The organism is Amycolatopsis sp. NBC_00345, from assembly GCF_036116635.1.
Taxonomy (GTDB): Bacteria; Actinomycetota; Actinomycetes; order Mycobacteriales; family Pseudonocardiaceae; genus Amycolatopsis.
The window spans coordinates 8,342,149-8,356,900 of sequence record NZ_CP107995.1; the positions used below are offsets into that span (position 1 = coordinate 8,342,149).

General features: G+C 71.5%; 10 protein-coding genes. 4 read left to right on the forward strand and 6 right to left on the reverse strand.

Features of this window, described 5'->3' with window-relative positions; translation table 11 throughout:
* Window positions 1-61: 61 nt before the first annotated feature.
* Window positions 62-1,354 carry an aspartate aminotransferase family protein gene (locus tag OG943_RS37685; RefSeq protein WP_328605683.1) on the reverse strand — a complete coding sequence of 431 codons (1,293 nt, stop codon included), beginning with the start codon at window positions 1,352-1,354 and terminating at the stop codon, window positions 62-64.
* 155 nt (window positions 1,355-1,509) lie between these two features.
* Here OG943_RS37685 and serS point away from each other — a divergent pair, with 155 nt between their 5' ends.
* Window positions 1,510-2,781, forward strand: coding sequence for a serine--tRNA ligase (gene serS, locus OG943_RS37690; RefSeq protein WP_328605684.1), 1,272 nt, complete (start codon window positions 1,510-1,512; stop codon window positions 2,779-2,781).
* Window positions 2,782-3,030: 249 nt separating this feature from the next.
* Here the strand turns inward: serS and OG943_RS37695 are convergent, their stop codons facing one another.
* Window positions 3,031-4,503, reverse strand: a complete 1,473-nt coding sequence (locus tag OG943_RS37695) for an alpha/beta hydrolase (RefSeq protein ID WP_328605685.1) — start codon at window positions 4,501-4,503, stop codon at window positions 3,031-3,033.
* Between the two features lie 196 nt (window positions 4,504-4,699).
* Between OG943_RS37695 and OG943_RS37700 the strand changes: the two genes are divergently transcribed.
* Complete coding sequence (locus OG943_RS37700; RefSeq protein ID WP_328605686.1) at window positions 4,700-5,710, forward strand: DUF3558 family protein; 1,011 nt, start codon at window positions 4,700-4,702, stop codon at window positions 5,708-5,710.
* Window positions 5,711-5,714: 4 nt separating this feature from the next.
* Here the strand turns inward: OG943_RS37700 and OG943_RS37705 are convergent, their stop codons facing one another.
* A complete protein-coding gene (locus OG943_RS37705) occupies window positions 5,715-7,472 on the reverse strand; it encodes a hypothetical protein (RefSeq protein ID WP_328605687.1) in 1,758 nt (585 codons plus the stop codon).
* A 116-nt stretch (window positions 7,473-7,588) separates the two neighbouring features.
* Window positions 7,589-8,773, reverse strand: a complete 1,185-nt coding sequence (lhgO, locus tag OG943_RS37710) for an L-2-hydroxyglutarate oxidase (RefSeq protein ID WP_328605688.1) — start codon at window positions 8,771-8,773, stop codon at window positions 7,589-7,591.
* Between the two features lie 94 nt (window positions 8,774-8,867).
* On the opposite strand from lhgO, the gene OG943_RS37715 reads away from it, so the two are divergent.
* Together OG943_RS37715 and OG943_RS37720 are read left to right on the forward strand one after the other, a co-directional pair.
* Complete coding sequence (locus tag OG943_RS37715) at window positions 8,868-9,464, forward strand: TetR/AcrR family transcriptional regulator (protein WP_328605689.1); 597 nt, start codon at window positions 8,868-8,870, stop codon at window positions 9,462-9,464.
* Complete coding sequence (locus tag OG943_RS37720; protein ID WP_328605690.1) at window positions 9,461-9,943, forward strand: nuclear transport factor 2 family protein; 483 nt, start codon at window positions 9,461-9,463, stop codon at window positions 9,941-9,943. The genes OG943_RS37715 and OG943_RS37720 overlap by 4 nt, the downstream gene beginning before the upstream one ends.
* A 3-nt stretch (window positions 9,944-9,946) precedes the next feature.
* Here the strand turns inward: OG943_RS37720 and OG943_RS37725 are convergent, their stop codons facing one another.
* Both OG943_RS37725 and OG943_RS37730 read right to left on the reverse strand, forming a co-directional pair.
* Window positions 9,947-11,482 (reverse strand): MFS transporter, encoded by a 1,536-nt coding sequence (locus OG943_RS37725; protein WP_328605691.1) that lies wholly within the window; start codon window positions 11,480-11,482, stop codon window positions 9,947-9,949.
* Between the two features lie 114 nt (window positions 11,483-11,596).
* Window positions 11,597-14,716 (reverse strand): ATP-binding protein, encoded by a 3,120-nt coding sequence (locus OG943_RS37730; RefSeq protein ID WP_328605692.1) that lies wholly within the window; start codon window positions 14,714-14,716, stop codon window positions 11,597-11,599.
* Between the last annotated feature and the right edge of the window lie 36 nt (window positions 14,717-14,752).

Genomic DNA, 14,752 nt, shown 5'->3' on the forward strand with positions numbered 1-14,752 from the left:
GCCGTTAAGGCCTCCTTACCCGCGTCGGACGCGGGTAAGGAGGCCTTAACGGCAACTCGGGTCAGGCCAGGGCGGCGTGGGTGGCGGCCAGCGAGTCGACCAGGATGTCGAGGCCTTCCTGGGCCTCGGCTTCGGTGAGGGTCATCGGCGGGCCGAGGCGCAGGACGTTGCCGTGCAGGCCGCCCTTGCCGATGAGCAGGCCGCGCTGGCGGGTTTCCTCCAGCATTCGCGACGCCGCGCGCACGCTCGGCGTGGTGGTGCCCGGCTCGACCAGTTCGACGCCGATCATCAGGCCCTTGCCGCGGACGTCGCCGACGATGGGGTTCGCCGTCGCGCGCAGGCCGGACAGCAGCTGGTCGCCGCGGGCGGCGCAGTTGGCCTGCAGGTCGTGGTCGCTGATGTAGTCCAGCACGGCGGTCGCGCCCGCCATCGAGACCGGGTTGCCGCCGAACGTCGAGAACGACTGGGCCTGGAAGCAGTCCATCACGTCGCCGCGCGCCACCACGCCGCCGATCGCGAGCCCGTTGCCGAGGCCCTTGGCGAACGTCATCATGTCCGGCACCACGTCGTGCGCCTGGATGCCCCAGAAGTGCTCGCCGGTGCGGCCCCAGCCGGTCTGGACCTCGTCCGAGATGAAGAGGATGCCGTACGAGTCCAGCACCTCCTTCATGGCCTTGAACAGCCCGTCCGGCGGCAGGCTGAACCCGCCGACGCCCTGGATCGGCTCGGCGATCAGGCACGCGACGTCGCCGGCCGTGGCGATCTGCAGCACATCAACGAGATCGGCCACGCACGCGTCGATGTAGGCGGAGTCGGAGAGGTCCTTGAACGGGCTGCGGTAGCGGTAGCCGCCGTGCACGTAGTTCACCTTCACCGGGCTCAGCGCCGACGCCGACCAGCCGCGGTTGCCGGTGATCGCGACGGTGCCGAACGAGCGGCCGTGGTAGGAGTTGCGCATCGCCAGCACCTGGTTGCTGCGGCGGAACTGCGTGGCGAGCATCAGCGCGGTGTCGTTGGCCTCGCTGCCGGAGCTGGTGAAGAACACCTTGGCGTCGGGGATGCCCGAGAGCTTCGCGATCCGCTCGGCCAGCTCCACCTGCGAGCGGATCAGGTACAGCGTGGACGTGTGCAGCACGCCGGTGTCGAGCTGCTTGCGCACGGCGTCGCCGATCTCCGCGACGTCGTAGCCCATCGAGTTGGTCAGGACGCCGGCGAAGAAGTCGAGGTAGGTGCGGCCGTTCGAATCGGTCATCCGGCGGTCCTGCGCGTGCACGATCTCGAGCGGCTCTTCGTAGAGCAGCGACATCCACGACGGCAGTACCGCCTGGTGGCGCGCGAGCAGGTCGTCGGTCATGTCGTTCTCTCCGTCCGTTGCGGCCTCTGGCGAGTATGCGGAGCCGGGGAAACGGGCGACAACGATCAGACTGTCGGCTTGTGCGGAGGCGCCCGCACAGTGTGTACGGGAAACTGCGTCGAAGGGGCAGCTGGCCTGCGACTACCCTCATGCCCGTGATTGATCCCAGGACTCTGCGTGAAGACCCGGAAGGCGTGCGCGCGTCGCAGCGTGCCCGTGGCGAGGACGAAGGGGTGGTCGACAAGCTGCTCGGCTTCGACTCCCGGCGCCGCTCCGCGATCGCGAACGCCGACAAGCTGCGGGCCGAGCAGAAGTCCGTGAGCAAGCTCGTGCCGAAGGCGCCGCCGGAAGAGAAGGCCGAGCTGCTCACGCGCGCGAAGGACCTATCGGCCCAGGTGAAGGCCGCCGAGGTCGAGCAGAACGAGGCGTCGGAGGAGTTCGACCAGCTCTTCCGGACGGTGCCGAACCTGGTGCACCCGGAGGCGCCGATCGGCGGCGAGGACGACTTCACCGTGCTGAAGACCGTCGGCGAGCCGAGGAAGTTCGACTTCACCCCGCTGGACCACCTCGAGTTGATGGAGGGCCTCGGCGCCGTCGACATGGAGCGCGGCGCGAAGGTGTCGGGCTCGCGGTTCTACTTCCTCTCGGGCGTCGGCGCGCAGCTGCAGCTCGGGCTGCTGAACATGGCCATCGCGCAGGCGCTGGAAAACGGCTTCACGCCGATGATCACGCCCTCGCTGGTGCGCCCGGAGATCATGGCCGGCACCGGTTTCCTGGGCGCGCACGCGTCGGAGGTCTACCGCCTGCGCGACGACGACCTGTACCTCGTCGGCACCTCGGAGGTCCCGCTCGCGGGCTTCCACGCCGACGAGATCCTCGACCTCGGCGACGGCGCGCGCCGCTACGCCGGCTGGTCGTCCTGCTACCGGCGCGAGGCCGGCTCGTACGGCAAGGACACCCGCGGCATCATCCGCGTGCACCAGTTCGACAAGGTGGAGATGTTCGTCTACACCAAGCCGGAGGACGCGGAGGCCGAGCACGCCCGGCTGCTCGGCTGGGAGGAGCAGATGCTGGCCAAGATCGACGTCCCGTACCGGGTCATCGACACGGCCACCGGCGACCTCGGCACGTCCGCCCACCGCAAGTTCGACTGCGAGGCCTGGGTCCCGACGCAGGAGACCTACCGCGAGCTGACGTCGACCTCGAACTGCACCACCTTCCAGGCCCGCCGCCTCTCCGTCCGCTACCGCGGCGAGAACGGCAAGCCCCAGATCGCGGCCACGCTGAACGGCACCCTCGCGACCACCCGCTGGATCGTGGCGATCATGGAGAACCACCAGCAGCAGGACGGTTCCGTGCTGGTGCCGGAGGCGCTGCGCCCGTTCGTCGGCGGGCGTGAGGTGCTGGAGCCGGTGAAGAAGCGCTAGCTCGTTGGACTTGAGCTTCGGCTTCGGCCGGGGGAAGGGGCCTGCTCGGCTTTGTGCGCACGGAGCGCGCTTTGGCCTGAGCGGGCCCCTTCTTCAGTTTTGCCCGGCAGACGGCCCGAGTGCTCGAGCTGGAGTGACGAGTCGAGCAGGAAGACCCGATAGCGAACTCCCTCGCGCGACATCACGCCGAGAGTGTCGGCGACTACGAGATCGATGTCCGACCACTGGTCCTCGACTACACCGGTATTGCTATTTGGGCTGAGCCGCGCAGAACTGGTCGTGGGCCGGCAGTTGCCCGTTGACGAGATAGCCGGTCACCGCGTCGCTCGCGCAGGTGTTGTCCGGCCCGACCAGGTAGACGCCGTGGCCGCCGGCGTCGACGGTGACCATGCGGGCCCGGTTGCCGAAGGCCGCGCGGGTCTTCAGGGCCCCGGCCAGTGGCGTGGCCGGATCGCGCAGGTTCTGCATCATCAGGACGTTCGACGGGCCGTGGCCGGTGATCCGCACCTTCGGCTCGACCGGCTTCGACGGCCAGTAGGCGCACGGCCCGACGTTGGACCCGACCGCGCCGAACATCGGGTAGAGCGCTCGGTCGACGGCGACGTTGAGCTGGTATTCGGGCAGTGACGTCGGCCAGCTCGAGTCACCACAGGTCACGTAGAAGTTGCTGGAAATGGTGTTGTCGTTGCCCACGGCCGGCGCGGCCGGCGCGTCACTCGGCTGCTCCGGCGCCGGAGGCTGCGTCGGATCAACTCCCACCAGGAAGTTCACCATGCGGCCGAAGGCCTTGTTGTTGTACAGCAGGCTGAAGCTGACCAGGCGGAAGGCCGCCCCGTCCAGTCCGGGCACCGGATGGCGGTCGTACAGGTCCGCCAGCTGGTTGAACTTCGCGGTCACCTGAGCCGGCGTGGAGCCGAGCTGGTGGCCGGGCTGCGCGGCGGCGTACTCGGCGAAGTCCGGGAACCGCTGCTGGAAACCGGGGCCCCACAGCCGCATGGCGTCGTAGTCCATGCCGCCCGGGCCGAGGCTGCTGTCGAGGATGATCCGGTCGCTGCGCTGGGGGAACAGCGTGGTGTACACCGCGCCCAGGTAGGTGCCGTAGGAGTAGCCGTCGTAGGAGATCTTCGGCTCGCCCAGCGCTTCGCGGATCTGGTCCAGGTCGCGCGCGGTGTTCGCCGTTGTCACGTACGGGAGCATCCAGGCCGAGGATGAGGTCGCGCACTGCTGGGCGATGGCCTTGGCGTCCCCGGACTGCTTGACGACGTCCGCCGCGTCGCGTGCGTACGGCGGGATGTTTCCTCTTACCTGCTGCGCCTGGGTCAGGTCGCAGGTCACCGGCGTGCTGTGGCCGACACCGCGCGGGTCGAACCCGATGATGTCGTAGGAGTCGAGCACGCTCTGCGGCAGTTTCGCGCCCCCGGTCGGGCCGTCGCGCAGGTCGGCCGGCCACTCCAGCCCGGTTTCGCCCGGCCCGCCCTGGTTGACCAGCAGCACGCCGTGGCGTTTCGCCGGGGTTTTGCTCGCCAGGAGGGAGATCGCGACGTCGATCTGCTGCCCGTCCGGATGGCGGTAGTCGAGCGGAACCTCGATGGTCGAGCACATCAAGCCGGGTTTGGTGACGTCGGCGGGGCACGCGCCCCACCGCACCGGCGCCGGGTCCGGCGTGGCGGCGCTCGCCACACCCGCCGTCGCCGAGACCACCGCCATGGCGGCCAGGGTCATGGACAGAACTGTTCGCAAAGGAATCTTCTCCTCGAATCCGATCAGGCCGGATGCCTGCGTCTCACCAGACCACCGCGGAACCGGGCCGCCCCCTGCCATCTGTCACGGGGCGTGATCCACAGCGGTGGTTTCCGCTGATGAGCCGGTGCGCCGCCGTTCGGCCCAGTAGGGTGCGGGCCGAACGGGAGGAACATCGATGGGGTTCAGGGGAGTCCGCGCGGGTTTGACGGTGGCGGCCGCGGCCGTGCTGCTCGCGGGGTGCACGGTGACGGTCGGGGGCACGGCCGCGCCGTTGCCGGGGCAGGGGCCGGTCAAGCGGGTCGTCGACCCGTGCACGCTGCTGGACCCGCAGCAGGTCGACGCGCTCGGCTACCAGGCGCCCGGCCACGGCGTCCCCGCGAGCGAGGCGCAGCGCGCGCCCGCGATGTGCCTGTGGCACAACAAGGACGACGCCCCGGAATCGGTGATCCTGAACGTCGGCTGGGCGGTCGACCAGACCCTCGACAACTACCTGCAGGGCGCCGTCGTCAAGGCCCCGCCGGTCAAGCTGGGCGGGCTCGACTGGACGCGTTACGGCGCGTTCATCCCCGGCAGCTGCGACCTGTACACCACGCTCGGCGCGAAGTCGTTCGCCTTCGTGAGCGTCTCGTTCAAGGACGAGGACAAGGCCTGCGACCTGGCGAAGCTCGCGGTCCCGCAGATCGCCGCGCGGCTGCCGGGCGGGCAGCCGGCCCCGCCGATCAGCCCGGCGTCACCGTCCACATCGGCCGCGCCGAGCGGGCCGCTCGCGACGCTCGACCCGTGCACCCTGCTCAAGCCCGAGCAGGCCGCGCAGCTGAAAATGGAGACGACGGGCCAGAAGGACACCTCCGAGACCCCCACCCCCAACGTCACCTACTGCCTCTGGAAGGACACCGACGGGGACCGCGGCCAGAAGGCGTTCGAGGTCTGGCTCGGCCCCGACGTCCCCGTGTCGAAGTGGGTCGGCATGGACGTGCCGCCCGTCGAGCAGGTCGACGCCGGCGGCCGCAAGTGGTCGGTCTTCGGCAACTTCAACGACTCCGGCGGCGTGAACTGCGCCGCCGGGCTGGCCCTCACGGACACCACGTCGATCCAGATCGTCAGCGGTTACCTGGACGACCCCGGCAAGTCCTGCGACGCCGTCAAGGCGGGCATTCCGCTGGTCACCGCGAACCTGCCCGCCTGACGCGTCAGCCGGCGAGCGCGACGCTCCGGCGCGGCGCCGGCGGCACGTAACGCGCGGCCGGGATGTTCGGCGGCGCGGTCCGGACGGGCTGCGGAGCCGGAACCGCGGAACGAGCCGGGGCCGGGGCCGGGGCCAAAGCCGGGGCCGAAACCCGGACGGGAGCCGAAACCGGGACCCGCGCCGGAGCCGGGCGCTGGAGGTCGACATCGACCGCGACCTCCTCGCCGCCGATCTCGCGGGTGATCCAGGGACCGGACTCCACCAGCACGGCGAGGGTCTTCGTGTCGAGCCCGTTGATCCGGGCGCGGTACCAGCCGTCGTCGGGCAGGTTCCCCATCCGGCCCGCCAGCCGGTCCTTGATCGACTTGAGCCGCGCGAACAGCGTCTCGGTGAGGGCCTGGCGGTCGTGCCCGCCGGCCAGCCCGGCGCGGACGCGGTCCTCGATGCCGCGCGGCACGCCGTTCTCGTCGGGCATCAGCATGGTGGTCCAGGCGCGCGACTTCTCGCGGTACTGCAGCTGCTGCATCAGGCCCTCGTGCGCGGCGAAGTCCGCGGCGCGGAACGAGCGGCCGGACCAGCGGGCCTTGAGGTTCGCGGCCAGCGACTGCACGCTCTTGACCCCGGTGTTGAGGCCGCGGCCGGGCCAGAAGTGCAGCGAGTTGGCGGCGTCGCCGAGCAGGAAGCCGAACGTGGTGGGCGCGAGCTGCGCGGTGAACTTCGGGTTCTGCGTCATGCCCAGCTTGAACGTTGTGATGCCCACGACGTCCGCCAGCCCGACACCGAAGAACTTGATGCCGTCGGCGATCCGCGGCCACAGGAACGAGAGCGTGTCCACCGACGGCTTGAACACGGACTTGTGCCGGTCGCAGACGAACTTGTCGCCGTCCGGGCGCATGGTGCAGCCGAACTTGCCGATGCACTCGACCGGGCCGTTCTCGCCGTAGGCCACGAGTTCGGAGGCCTCCTCGGCGGTGAGGCGCATGTTGATGAAGCCGCCGCCGAGCGAGTTGAACAGGAAGCGGTTCTGGCACACCGTCAGCGGCACGGTGAACTCGTCCGGCAGCTTCGCCTTCACGCGGATGCCGAGCACGGTCTCGTCCAGCGGCGCGCCGTTCACGGAGTAGAGGTCGCGGCTCGACGAGCCGAACGCCTCCTTGAGGTCATCGCGGGTCTTGGAGCGGGCGCCGTCGCAGATGGCGAGCACGTCGACGTCGCTCCAGGAACCGGGCTGGGCGTAGGGCTCGGGGACGAGCTCGATGCCGTAGACGTCCTGCGCCATCTCCAGCAGGCAGTCCTCGATCCAGCGGATCTTGATGTTGCGCGGGCGGCCGCGGTGCGCGGGGGAGTCGGGGCCCAGCGGCCACATCTCGGAGAAGTTGCCGGCGGTGAACAGGCGCTGCCGCATCAGCTGCGGCAGCTGGCCCCACACGTTGCTCTGCAGCGTGACGACCTGCTCGCGGCGGTTGTTGCCCTCTTCCTGGCCGCGCCAGACGACGCGGTTGCCGCGCCGGGTCCAGCGCCGGTCGAAGACGCGGATCTTGGCCTGCTCGCCCATCAGCGAGCGCAGCGTGCACGCGAAGATCAGCCCGACCGGCCCGCCGCCGGCGACGTCGACCCGCAGCGGCTTCGTCGCGCCGGCCCGCTGGACCAGCTTCACCACACGGCCCATGTCCTGTCCGGGCAACGACTTCACCGACTGCCGGTTCTGCTGCGGCAGAACAAGCTTCATCGTCGCGTCGAAGTGTGAGCCGTTGTGGTTCATGTCCCCGGACCTCCCGTGTGCTTCCTCGCCTCGGCCATCACACGGGGCCGGGTGCGCGGGCGGTTCACCGTTTCCCGGAAAAAACTTGGAAAGATCTTTTTGCGCAGGTAGCAGGCCTAAGCCGAGACCTGGTCCGCGATGTGCCGGGCGATTTCGAGCGCGCTCGTCGCCGCCGGGGACGGGGCGTTGAGGACGTGCACCTGGTCCCGGGCGGTCTCGATGAGGAAGTCGTCGACGAGGGAGCCGTCGGGGCGCAGGGCCTGGGCTCGCACGCCCGAGCCGTGGCGGACGATGTCGTGTTCGGTGACCGCGGGGACGAGGCGCGCGAGGCTGGCGGCGAAGCGCTTCTTCGAGAACGAGCGCAACACTTCCTCCAGCCCGGTCGGGTACGCGTACTTCTTCGCGAGCCGCCAGGCGCCGGGGAAACGGGCGACGTCGGCGAGGTCCTTCGGGGAGACGTCGGCCCAGCGGTAGCCCTCGCGCCGCAGGGCGAGGACGGCGTTCGGGCCCGCGTGCACGCTGCCGTCGAGCATCCGCGTGAGGTGGACGCCGAGGAACGGCAGCGTCGGGTCCGGCACCGGGTAGATCAGGCCGCGCACGAGGTGCCGGCGCTCGGGCTTGAGCTCGTAGTACTCGCCGCGGAACGGCACGATACGGGCGCTGGGCGTCAGGCCGGCCAGCTCGGCGACGCGGTCGGACTGCAGGCCCGCGCAGTTCACCAGCGCGTCGGCGTGCAGCACCTCGGTGCCGGTGGCGACCTCGACCCCGCCGTGGCGGCCGGGGCGGATGCCGAGCGCGGGGGTGTTCAGCCGCAGGTCGGCGTCGGCCTCGTCGAGCAGGCGGACGAGCGCGGCGCAGACGCCCGCGTAGTCGATGATTCCCGTCGACTCCACGCGCAGCGCGCCGACGCACGCCACCTCGGGCTCGTACTCACGGGCTTCGGCGGGCGACACCTGCTTGGCCGGAACGCCGTTGGCCTCCGCGCGTTCGGCAAGCGTGGCCAACGCCGGCAGCTCGGCGGCTTCGGTGGCCACCACGAGCTTCCCGCAGACCTCGACGGGCACGCCGTACTGCCGGGCGAAGTCCACAATGGACCGGTTGCCGGCCACGGACATGCGCGCCTTGAACGAGCCGGGCTTGTAGTACAGGCCGGCGTGGACGACGTTCGAGTTGTGCCCGGTCTGGTGCGCCGCCCAGCGGCTCTCCTTTTCGAGCACCGTGACGTCCTGCCCGCGTTTCGACAGCTCCCAGGCCACGGCCAGGCCGACGATTCCCCCACCGATCACCACGACGTTCCGCACGGTCGGAAAGGCTACGCGACGGGGTCCGCGGGCGCGTAACCTAACGATTGTCAGGTTGATCTGGTAGCGTACCTAACCGATGTCAGGTAAGCGGTTGACCAGGGAAGAACGCCGGGCGCGCATCCTCACGGCGGCGGCCGGCGTGTTCGCCTCGACGGGGTACGCGGCGGCGGGGATGCGTGAGGTCGCGGCCGCCGCCGGCATCAGCACACCGGTGCTGTACGACCATTTCCCGGCGAAGGCCGACCTCTACGCGAGCCTGCTGGAGTCCGAAGTGGACAGCCTGCTGGCCGGCTGGGCGGAGCTGCCGTCGGCCGCCGGCGCGGAGGAACTGCTGCACACCCGCGTCGCCGCGATCTTCGCCTGGATCGAGGCACACGAGCAGGGCTGGCGGATGGTCTTCGCGGAGACTCCGGCCGACCCGGCCGTCGCGGAGGTGCACCGCCAAGGCCAGCAGCGGGCGACCGAGCAGCTCACCACGGTGTTCCGCCTGGTCCCGCGCCTGGACCTGACCGCGCGCCTGTCCCGCGAGCGCGCCGACGCCGTGCTGGCCGAAGCGTGCAAGAGCGCACTGAACGCCATCGCGCGCTGGTGGTGGTCGAACCGCGACGTGTCCCGTGAGGACGTCGTGGCCCTGACCGTCGACCTCCTCTGGCGCGGCCTGCGAGACCTGATCCGGGAGGACGTATGAAGGTCACCGAGCGCTACCGCCAGGCCGCCGAAACCGGCGACGTGGACCTGGCCATGACCACCTTCGCCCCCGACGCCGTGCTGCACTCCCCGCTGACGGGCCGAGTGCGCTTCACCGGCCACGCGGAACTGCGCCCGTTGATCGAAGTCGCTTACAGCCACCTGAAAAACGTGCGCTTCCACACCGATCTGGGCGACGAAGAGACCCGTGTGGTCATCTACACCGCCCAGATCGGCGACGAGCCGGTCGAGGAAGCCGCACTCCTGCGCCTGGCAAACGACCGGATCACCGAAGCCACCCTCTACGTCCGCCCGCTCCCCGGCCTGGTCACCCTCATGTCCGCCTTCGGCCCCGACATCGCCCGCCGTAACCGCCGCCCCGCCGCCGCCCGTTTCCTGGCCTTGGCGACAAAACCGTTACGCGCCATGGTCCGCGCCGGCGACCGGCACGCGGTCCCCCTGGCCGCGCCCCGCCGCTGACCCCTACACCAGCGCCGGCTCTTCAACGGCGACGTCGGGGTCTTCGAGCACCTTCGGCACCCCTCGCAACGTCACCCAGGCCACGCCCGCCACCACGACCATCAACGCGGCCGCCCCCAGCATCGTCACCTGCATCCCGCCGAGAAACGCCTCCCGCGCGCTCTGCAGCAGCGCATCTCCACCGGGCACCTGAGCCGCGATCTGCACCGCCCCGCCCAGCGTCTCCCTGGCCGAGTCCGCCGCCGTCGAAGAAAGCCCGCCCGGCAGCACCAGGTCCTGCCGGTACAGCGAGCCCAGCACACTCCCCAGCACCGCGATCCCCAGCGCGCCACCGAGTTCCGTGGCCGTCTCGGAAATCGCCGACGCCGCGCCGGCCCGCTCCTTGGACACCACCCCCAGCACCGTGTCCGTGGCGACGGTCAGCACCAGCGCGAGCCCGACCCCGAAGACCGCCATCGTCACGACCAGGTACGGATATCCGGTGCCGGCGTCCACCTGGCTGTACAGCGCGAAGCCGAGCGCGGAGGCGGCACAGCCGAGCGTGACCGTGCCGGCGCGGCCGAGCACCTTGATCAGCACCCCGCCGAGCACTCCGCCGACCATCGCGCCGCCCATGCCGGGCAGCCCCGCGAGCCCGGACTTCAACGGGGGCCAGCCGAGGACGAGCTGGAAGTACTGCGTGATCATCACCGAAACGGCCAGCTGCGCGAACATCGCCAGCATGGTGGTCCCGATCGTCGCGGAGAACGCGCGGTTGCCGAACAGCTTGAGGTCCATCAGCGGCTCGCGCAGCCGCGGCTGCCGCAGCAGGAACGCCAGCAGACAGCCGATGCCGACGACAGCGGCGGCGTAGACGTCCCAGTGGTCCAGGCCCTTGTACGCGATTTCCTTGATCGTGTAGACGACGCCGAGGATCCCGACGAGCGACAGCCCGACGCTGAGCGGGTCGATCCGCCCCGGCCGCGGGTTGCGCGACTCCGGCAGCACGGCCAGCCCCGCGACGATCAGCACGATGACCACGGGCACGTTGACCAGGAACACCGAGCCCCACCAGAAGTGGTCCAGCAGCGCGCCGCCGACCAGCGGCCCGAGCCCGAAGCCGAGGATCGTCAGCCCGCTGGACACGCCGATCGCGGCGGTGCGCTCCTTGCCGGTGAAGGTGTTGCGCAGGATCGAGAGCGTGGACGGCATCAGCGTCGCCGCGCTCATGCCGAGCAGCACGCGCAACGCGATGAGCATTTCGGCGTTCGGCGCGTACGCGGTGGCCACCGAGACGAGCCCGAACACCGCCGCGCCGCCCAGCAGCAACCGCTTGCGCCCGATCCGGTCCCCGACGTTGCCCATCGTGATCAGCAGCCCGGCCAGCGCGAACCCGTAGCCGTCGGCGATCCACAGCGCCTGCGTCGTGCTGGGGTGCAGCGCCTCCGACAGCGCCGGGATGGCCAGGTGCAGCACCGTCATGTCAACGGCGATGAGGATCTGCGTGAGGATGCAGACGCCGATGATGCCGGCTTTCCGTCCCCTGGTGAGTGTGGTCATGGCCCCTCCGTAGGTCGTGATGGCCACGACACTGGCGGGCCCCGCTGACGGCCGGCGCACGGTTCACGCACAGCGGCGCTTACAACAGAGGCGCCTACGACAGCGGCATTCGCGTCACGGAGCCGGTTCGATGCCGGCCGCGGCCAGGGCCATCTGCGCGGTCAGCGCCCGCCCGGCCGCGTACTTCGCCGCGAAGTCCGGGCCCAGCTGAGCCCGTGCGGCGGCGGTGACCTGCGCGACGTCGGGCTGGCCGACCATCTCCGTGCCGCGCACGGCAACCGCCGCGCCCAGCAGCAACGCGGTCTCCTCGGGCCGGCCCTCCAGCAGTACCGCGCCGGCGACGCCCTCCAGCGCCGCGGCCAGCACCATGCTGTCGCGCCACTGGCTGGCCGCCGCCACGGCGTCACGCATCAGGGCCCTGGCCTGGGCCGGGTGGCCGTCCGCCATGGCGATCCAGCCGAGCTCGACCGTCGCCGCCGCGCGGGTCGCGGCCACCGAGTACGAGCCGCTGGTGCACTCCGCCAGCGCGCGGTCGGCCAGCGAGCGCGCCGTCGCCAGGTCGCCGGTGCGGCGGGCGAGACCGGCCAGCCCGACGTACGCCGACGCGCGCGTCTCGGGCATGCCGGAACGGCGCGCGAGCGAGATCGTCAGCTCGTAGTCCGCGCGGGCGCCCGCGACGTCACCGCGCAGCGACCGGCTGTCGGCGCGGCGGCAGAGCAGGTCGGCGTAGTCGTCGGCGGCGCCGAGCTGCTGCATCAGGCCCATCGACTCGGTCATGGCCACCAGTGCCTCGTCGTGCCGGCCGCTCCAGGTGAGCATCTGCGAGAGGTGGTCGAGCGTCATCGAAAGTCCCCATCGCTCGCCCAGCTCGCGGTAGCGCGCCTCGCCTTCGCGCAGGCTCCGCTCGGCCGTCTCGAGGTCGCCCATGAGCATCGAGCGCAGGCCGAGGCCCATCGGCAGCAGCGCGTTGCTCCACGGGTCGCCGTGCGCCATCAGCCGGCTGCGCACGTACAGCTCCGAGTCGTCGGCGGGCGGGCCGACCACCACGCCCATCAGCATGCTCAGCATCGGATGCCTTGGCGCCCAGGACATATTCGCCGCGTAATCCTCCACAAGGGACAGATACGGTGCGGTCGTGTCCGGACCGGGCCCGCCGGACATGGCGTTCAGCACGCACAAGAGGAACTCCTCGGCGTACTCCCGCGGCGGCTCCGGCCCACAGCGCTTCACGATCTCCAGCGACAGCATCGCGCCCTCGTAGCGCCGCCCCCGCATCCACCAGTACGTCGCCAGCGCGGCCGTGAGCCGGAACGCCGTGGGCAGGTCCTCCTCGGTCGCCCAGCGCAGGGCGGCGACGAGGTTGTCGTACTCGGCGTCGAGCCGCTCCAGCCAGTCCAGCTGCTCGGCCGTGCGCAGCTTCGGGTCCGCCTCCTCGGCCAGCCGCAGGAACACGAGCGCGTGGGCCCGGTGCAGCTGCGCGGTTTCGCCCGCGCCGGTGAGCTTTTCGGCGCAGAACGCGCGGATCGTCTCCAGCATCCGGTACCGGTTGCCGGACGCCTCCACCAGCGACTTGTCCGCCAGGCCCGGCAACAGGTCGACGGCGTCGGGCACCCCGCACACCTCCTCGGCCGCGGCCAGTGTCGCGCCGCCGGGGAACACGGTGAGCCGGCGCGCGAGGCGGCGTTCGTCGTCGTCCAGCAGCTCCCAGCTCCACTCGACGACGCCGCGCAGCGAGCGGTGCCGTGCCTCCGCCGTCCGGCTGCCGCGCGCGAGCAGGCGGAACCGGTCGTCGAGGCGGGCGGCGATCTCGCCGACGGGCAGCGTCCGGACCCGCGCGGCGGCCAGCTCCAGCGCCAGCGGGAGGCCGTCGAGCGCGGCGCAGATGTGCTGGACGTCGCCGATCGTGCCGTCGTCAACGCGGAACGCTGGGTCGCTCGCTGCGGCCCGGTCCGCGAACAGCCGCACGGCCGGGTAACCGAGCGATTCCGCCGCCGGAGTGCCCGGCGGCGGCACGGCGAGCCGGGGCACGGGCGCCAGCTGCTCACCGGTGATGCCGAGCGGCTCCCGGCTCGTCGTGAGCACCCGCAGGCCCGGGCACGCGGGCAGCAGGCGCGCGAGCAGCCGGGCGGCGGCGTCGACGACGTGCTCGCAGTTGTCGAGCACCAGCAGCGGGGCGCGGTCGCGCAGGGCCGCGACCAGCCGGTCCACCGGGTCCTGGCCGACCGTGCCACGCAGTGGTGACGCGCCTTCGCGCAGGCCGAGCGCGCTGAGTACGGCCTGGACCACGTCACCCGCGACGTGCGGCGCCAGCGCCACGAACGTCACCGGCACCGCGCCGGTCGCCGCGACCTCCACGGCCAGCCGCGTCTTGCCGGTGCCGCCGGGGCCCAGCAGCGTGACGAGCCGGGCGTGCCGCAGCAGCTCGGTGACCTGCTGCAGCTCGCCGTCGCGGCCGACGAAGCTGGTCAGCTGCGCGGGCAGCGCCGACTCGGTTTTCACCGGCTCGCTCCGCAGGGCGGCCAGGTGCGCCTCGGCCAGCTCGGGCCCGGGGTCGGCGCCGAGTTCGTCGGCCAGCGTCCGGCGGGCGTCCTCGAACGCGGCCAGCGCCTCCGCGGACCGGCCCGCCGCCTGCAGGGCCCGCACGAGCTGTGCGCGCGGCCGCTCCCTCAACGGCTGCTCGGCGACGGTGGTGCGCAGCTCATCGAGCACGCCCGCCGCCCGGCCGAGCGCGATCTCGGCGTCCACGCGGTCGGCGGCGACGTCCGCGCGCAGCTCTTCGAGCCGCGTCGCCTGCGTCGCCGCGAAGGGCGCTTCGGTGACGTCGGCGAACGCGGGCCCGCGCCACAGCGCGAGCGCTTCGCCGAGCAGGTCACTCGCGCGAGTGGCGTCACCCGCGGCCAGCTCGCGCCGCCCGTCGACGGCCAGCCGCTCGAACCGGTGAACGTCGACGTCCTCGGGATCCACCACCAGCCGGTAGCCGGCGGCGGTGAACTCGACCGGCGCCACGGTCTTCAGCGCGCCCCGCAGCCGCGAGACCTGCGACTGCAGCGCGTTGGCCGCGCCGTCCGGCGGGTCCTCGCCGTACATGCCGTCGATCAGCCGCTCGGCGGCCACGAACCGCCCCGCGTCCACGGCGAGCAGGGCCAGCAGCGCCCGCACCCGCGGCCCGCCGACGGAGACCGCGCCACCCGGCGGCTCCCAGGCCGTGACCGCCCCCAGCACCCCGATCCGCATGCGGCCCACCCTAGGCCGGGCCCCGCCGCCAGCGCC